The organism is Leptolyngbya sp. FACHB-711, assembly GCF_014695615.1.
In the GTDB taxonomy this organism is placed as follows: domain Bacteria; phylum Cyanobacteriota; class Cyanobacteriia; order Elainellales; family Elainellaceae; genus Leptolyngbya_A.
In genome coordinates this window covers 1-3,945 of sequence record NZ_JACJOR010000161.1, presented here as the reverse complement: position 1 = coordinate 3,945, position 3,945 = coordinate 1, and the positions used below count along the sequence as shown (strand labels likewise).

Annotated in this window: 4 protein-coding genes and 1 rRNA gene; all 5 read left to right on the top strand. The window is 52.4% G+C overall.

All coding sequences use genetic code 11. The annotated features are described in order from the left end of the window. On the top strand, window positions 1–300 hold a 300-nt coding region (locus tag H6F80_RS05615; protein ID WP_242067184.1), incomplete at its 5' end, for a transposase. Between the two features lie 280 nt (window positions 301–580). After that, window positions 581–754: a hypothetical protein gene (locus tag H6F80_RS05610; RefSeq protein WP_206755037.1), complete on the top strand. Its 174-nt coding sequence runs from the start codon at window positions 581–583 to the stop codon at window positions 752–754. Further along, window positions 751–1,227, top strand: coding sequence for a hypothetical protein (locus H6F80_RS05605; RefSeq protein WP_190790614.1), 477 nt, complete (start codon window positions 751–753; stop codon window positions 1,225–1,227). Before H6F80_RS05610 ends, H6F80_RS05605 begins: the two co-directional genes overlap by 4 nt. Before the next feature lie 364 nt (window positions 1,228–1,591). Continuing rightward, window positions 1,592–1,708, top strand: a 5S ribosomal RNA gene (gene rrf / locus H6F80_RS05600). Between the two features lie 375 nt (window positions 1,709–2,083). After that, complete coding sequence (locus tag H6F80_RS05595) at window positions 2,084–3,760, top strand: R3H domain-containing nucleic acid-binding protein (RefSeq protein WP_190790613.1); 1,677 nt, start codon at window positions 2,084–2,086, stop codon at window positions 3,758–3,760. The last annotated feature ends 185 nt before the right edge of the window (window positions 3,761–3,945 follow it).

The window sequence follows — 3,945 nt, the reverse complement described above, 5'->3', positions numbered from 1 at the left end:
AAGCGCAAGTTGCTGTGGATTGTGGACCGGCATCCAGTGCATTGTTCAGGGGCAGTGAAACAGTGGTTGGACGAGCACGAGCAGGAGATCGAACTGCTGTACCTGCCGCCATACTCGCCGCAGTTGAACCCAGCCGAGTATCTCAACTGTGATGTGAAGCAGGGGGTGCGTGCCAAACCACTGACTAGAAATCAGGCTCAGTTGCAGCAGCGAGTGTCGTCTCATTTGCATAAACTCCAGAAGCTCCCACAGCGAGTCATGCGATATTTCAAGCATCGGTTTATTGCTTATGCTGCATAACTTCATGCCTCTTCTATGATTGCCGGGTTAATAATGCACCTCAAGCCGCAAAAACGCCGCTTTTTTCTACTGGGTTTGCGGGCGATGAGACTGATCCAGTCTGCTCTCTAGCTCTTCTGTCACCCCATGAGTTGTCTATGTCCATTCTGCAACAGCTCCCTGGAACCGTCCCACCATCCAAAATCCGCCCAGTTATCGCTTTGTCGGCAGCGTACTGCTAGAATTTGCTCGCTATTGCAGTCATGAACTGGGATATGGAGGGTTGGTAGGACTTTATTCCTTGCCAGGCGCAGAACCATTCTACCGTCGCTTAAACATGAACGAGTGTGGACCGGATGCTCACAAAGAGGACTTAATTTACTTTGAGTGGTACACGCCTCAGTCTGCTGGGTTCGACTGGGAAGATGAGATAGACTGGGGAGTATCAGGTTCGGATACCGAGGAGAGCCAATGATCTTCAAGATCAGTGACGATCGCTTTGATGAACTGTTGAAAATCGAAGAAGAAGTCAACTGCGATATTGGTGCAGGCTATGCTGGAGCCTATCTGCCAGAGTTCCTTGCTGACCCGATTCATTTCCAGCAAATACGCCGACTGCAAGCGATCGTGCTGGAAGCGTTTCAGTCCCTCCTGAATGAACTGAATCTGGGCATTGGCAAAGATGCAGCCTTCACCTGTGGGCGGAAGCTAGTGCTAGAACGTCTGATACAACCTCCAGTTACTATTCAGCAGCAGCTTTGGGACGCGCTACAAGAAGATGGCCTGATTCAGAGCGCTCTTCAGCCCCAACCTGATTACGCTAAGGTCAAAGCTATCTTGCGAACCACCCTGACCCAAGCTGACTGGTCAGCAATCGCTACAGCCGCGTCAGAATCGATTCGGATTCAGATGCTTGAATATTGGAATCAGACAGCACAGGCTTCTTGATAAAGCTGCGAGAAACAACCCTGCAAGGCGATCGCAGTACACCACCGTTGCATTTCAGAGATTTCAGCTAATGCAAAACCTGGCATTAGAAATAGGCGTTCAGTCAAACTATTGCCGCTGAAACAGGGCAGCAGGCACTTCTTTCTGATCACTCTCAAACTGAGTCGAATAGCCCAATTGTCTTGCCAACTGTCCCAAGCCTGTTTCTGGTGAGACAACATTCACATCCCACTGGTTATGGATGCAGCCGAGCCGTACTAACAGACCGAGGGCTTGACTTCACAATCATGGGTGGTTTGATTCCTACTTTGACAAGTCGCTATGCAATTTTAGGGTTCACCCCTGTCAGGATTTATACAGCATTCCTGGTGTCGATGGTGCGGTGGAACCACGCTGACCCCATTCGAACTCAGGTGTGAAACGTCGAAACGGCGACGATAGTTGAAGGGTAGCCTCCTGCAACAATAGCTCGATGCTAGGGTAATATTGACGCGAAAGCCTCTCTTGTGAACGTAAGGGAGGTTTTTGCTTTAGCTTGCTGAGGGTGGAAATGCTATGTGCGATCGATGCAACGGGGCAGGTAAAATCCACACCTGCTGATTACGGCTCAGCGGATGCTCTGCTCAGAAACAATTTGTTAGATTAAAAATAATCCAAATGGCGTTTATTGGCTGGTTGAAGCCAAGCAGTCTTTTCAAAATTCAATCCTTTGATCCTTACGGCTTCCCGTTTTACAGTTGCTGCTTCAGCCCGGTGACTGGCTTGCCTGCTACGGCGCTTGCGTAGCGGGCAGGCCAGTCGCGTTCATATTTCTATTACTCTCTTTTTTCCTGGCGTTCTTCTACCATTCTTTTTGATGCAGAATCACAACGATCTCCAGCAGCTCCTCGATATCCTACCTCCAGAGATCCGGCAACCCTTAGAGCACCATCCCGATCGCGACAGTTTGGTGGAGGTTGTGCTGGACTTTGGGAGACCGCCTGAAGCTCGGTTTCCTCATGGCTCCCAGTATCTGTCTCAGCAAACCGTGACCCGACAGCAGTTGCAGCACTGTGTCGATCGTCTTGGTGCCTTTGGCGGCGACAACCGTGCAGGCATTGAGCAAACGCTGCACCGTATTAGTGCCATCCGCAATCGCCAGGGAGAAGTCATTGGTCTCACCCTTCGAGTCGGTCGTGCGATTTATGGGACGATCGCTCTCATCCGCGATCTGGTGGAAACGGGGCAGTCCATCCTGATGCTGGGTCGTCCGGGGGTGGGCAAGACGACGGCACTACGAGAAATTGCTCGTGTTCTGGCAGATGACCTGAATAAGCGGGTAGTGATTATTGACTCCTCGAACGAGATTGCAGGCGATGGCGATATTCCCCATCCGGCGATCGGTCGTTCCAGAAGAATGCAGGTGGCGCATCCTGAGCTTCAGCATCAGGTCATGATCGAAGCGGTCGAAAACCACATGCCCGAAGTCATTGTCATTGACGAGATCGGGACGGAACTGGAGGCGCTGGCTGCAAGGACGATCGCGGAACGAGGGGTGCAGCTCGTGGGTACGGCTCACGGCAATGCGATCGAGAATTTGATCAAGAACCCCACACTCTCTGACCTGGTGGGCGGGATTGAATCCGTGACGTTGGGGGATGAAGAAGCGCGGCGACGCGGCTCTCAAAAGAGTGTGCTGGAGCGCAAAGCCCCTCCCACTTTCGAGATTGCCGTGGAGATGGTGGAGCGACAGCAATGGATCGTGCATGAGAACGTGGCGGAAGCCGTGGATGCGCTGCTCCGAGGACGACAGCCTCAGCCTCAACAGCGATCGATCAATGAGCAGGGACAGCTTGTCATTACAAAGACAACCGCAGCAGGAACGCCGCTGGTTAAACCCCATCGCTCTGCCCAGGTTCTCCCGTTTTCAGCAGCATCAGCTAAACGGCAGTGGCCTGATCGATCACTCGAAGTGAGAACTGCTCCAGAGAGAAACCGATTCCATTCTCTCCCTAAGGTGGACCAGGACTTTGCCCAGGCTCAGGACAGTCCTCAGATGCGCGTGTACCCCTATGCTATCAGTGCTTATCAGCTACAACAGATCATTGATGCCCTGAACCTGCCGATGGTTCTCACGAAGTATGTGAGTGATGCGGATGCGATCGTTGCTCTGCGCTCCCATGCCCGGAAGCACGACAATTTGCAGCGGCTTGCAAAGAACCAGCAGATTCCTCTCCATGTCGTCAAAGCCAATACGCCTGCCCACATGACCCGCACGCTGCGGCAGCTATTGGGAATGGATTCGCGAGACGACAGGCAGGACTGGGAGATGAATTTTGAGGAAGCCCGTGATCGGAATGAGGAGTTGGCGGCACTGGAGGAAGCCCGGTTAGCGGTGGAGCAAGTCGTGATTCCGCAGCAGCAGCCGGTGGAACTCCTACCCCGCTCTAGCTGGCTACGAAAGTTGCAGCATGAGCTGGTAGAACGATATCGCCTCAATTCTCATTCTGTAGGCGATGAACCCGATCGCAGACTCAGAATCTACCCAGCGTAGGAATTCATTCTCCTCAAATCAGCGCAGCTGGAACCACCCCGGCTGCGTTTTGCTGTTGCCATTCGCTTGACAAAGACGAGTGAGAGGGCGTCTCAAAATCCCTCCTTTGTTTTGCTAGTGGCATAGAGATACCCTATGACCTTGGAAAACAAAGCTGGAAGGCGCTTCCGCTCAATTTTATATGT